The organism is Methylopila henanensis, assembly GCF_042681025.1.
Classification (GTDB): domain Bacteria; phylum Pseudomonadota; class Alphaproteobacteria; order Rhizobiales; family Methylopilaceae; genus Methylopila; species Methylopila henanensis.
Map to the genome: position 1 here is coordinate 1 of NZ_JBHUER010000017.1, position 1781 is coordinate 1781.

A 1781-nucleotide genomic window follows, 5' to 3' on the forward strand; every position below is an offset into this window, starting at 1 on the left:
GACGTCAACGCCGGCGTGGCGGCCGAGGTCGCGTATGAGATCCGTGAAGACGAAGGCGTCCAGTCGCCGCTCGAGACGCTCGATCGCCGCCTCGGCTCGTGCCGCGACTTCGCGACCTTGTTCGCCGAGACCGCGCGCAGCTTGGGCTTTGGAGCGCGGGTCGTCTCGGGCTATCTCCATGATCCAGGTGTGGGGCTTATCGGCTCGAACGGGCTTGGCTCGACCCACGCCTGGGCGGAGGTCTATGTGCCGGGCGCAGGCTGGATCACCTTCGATCCGACCAACCGAAGCGTCGGAAGCGCCAATCTCATCCCGGTCGCGGTCGCACGAGACATCAGGCAAATCATGCCGCTTTCCGGCAGCTATCTCGGCCCCGCCGACGCGTTCTCGGACATGGCCGTCGAGGTTTCGACCGTCGCGGCGGGTTCATCCGCAGGGGCCTGAGCCTCGCTGGGCTCGCGGCGGCAGAGGCCTCTGGTGTGCGTCTCGATCATCGCAAGCGCTTCGTCGAGCGAGGCGAACGGACCGCAGCGCATCCCGGTCATGGTCGCGGTCGCCTTTCCGTCGGGCTCGACATGGACCTGTCCGCTGTCGGTCGTTCGGATCACCCCCATTGAACGTCCCAGAAGGTCGATCAGCAGCCACTCTTTCTCGCCGGGGACCGTTTTTACAACCACGTCCAAAAAGAGCTCCTAAAGCGACTGGGTTAACCGCGGTGGCCCAAGGCTGCGAGATTTGTACCAGAAAAATAAAAAAAGCACATGTCATTGCAATCGGCGACATGCACATCATCTCACGGTTGCCGTTCGACGGAATTAATATTTCTTTTCTGACGCTCGACTCCAATCCGCCGGATTTTATTTGCTCGAAAGCGTGTTGAGGCGCGGCTCGGAGGCCTGCTTCGTGGTGGGCAGGACCACTGATTTTCGGGAGCGGTGAATGGTTCAACGCCCAGAAGGGCTTCGGCGTCATCGCGCCGGACAATGGCGGCGCTGACAGGTCACCCACATCAGCCACTCTCGTTCCGATCGCTCGAGACGGAACGGCGAAGCGAGCTGGGAGCGACATCGATCACGGATGGACCGGCGAATCTCGCTTGTAGCGGAGCCGAAGCCTCCAGAGCGGCGCTCGAGAGCGCCTTCGATCCCGCCGCCTTTCGAAGCGGCGGGTCTTCTTTTGTCTCCCGGTCCTGAGGGGCCCAACCGGAGTACGGCGCATGGCGAAGGCACAGAAGCGCGGAAATAAGGAAGCCAAAAAGCCGAAGAAGATCAGGGAAGCACAGCCCGCTCCGACCACGGCTTTAAAGATCGGCGCCGCGCCGCCCAGCGGGCCAAAGTCAAAAAAAACCTGACGGCGACCGCCATGACGCGCCGGACGCAAGAATCGACCGTGACGTTTCACCAGCCCTTCACGTTGAAGGCTCTCGATGGTCCTCAGCCCGCAGGGACCTACAGACTTCTCGTCGACGAAGACGAGATCATGGGCGTCTCCATCCTCGCCTATCACCGTGTCGCCACGCTGCTCGAGACGCCAGCGGTCGGCGTGCGAAGCGCCAAGGTCCAGTCCCATCTCGTTGACCACGCGGATCTGACGGCGGCTCTCGACAAAGACCGCGCGGCCACGACCAAACCCTGACGCGCCTTCCGATCCGCTCCCCCCAAATTGGGGAGCCCGCGCGTCGCATTGGATGACGAATGAGTCCGCTCTCGGTCTCCGCCGCGGTCGAAGCGCTTTTGCGTTTGGCGGGACGGATCAACGCGGCCGGGCATTGAGCGATGAGG

At 62.9% G+C, this 1781-nt stretch carries 3 protein-coding genes; all 3 read left to right on the forward strand.

Annotation, left to right across the window (positions count from 1 at the left end; all coding sequences use genetic code 11):
• Positions 1–444, forward strand: a 444-nt coding sequence (locus ACFSCV_RS19150) for a transglutaminase-like domain-containing protein (RefSeq protein WP_378801177.1), incomplete at its 5' end; no start/stop codon positions are given.
• 772 nt (positions 445–1216) lie between these two features.
• The gene (locus ACFSCV_RS19155; protein WP_378801178.1) at positions 1217–1351 is read left to right on the forward strand and encodes a hypothetical protein; all 135 of its coding nucleotides are present in this window, start codon (positions 1217–1219) and stop codon (positions 1349–1351) included.
• Between the two features lie 11 nt (positions 1352–1362).
• On the forward strand, positions 1363–1635 hold the full coding sequence (locus ACFSCV_RS19160) for a hypothetical protein (protein ID WP_378801179.1): 273 nt from the start codon (positions 1363–1365) through the stop codon (positions 1633–1635).
• Positions 1636–1781 lie beyond the last annotated feature (146 nt).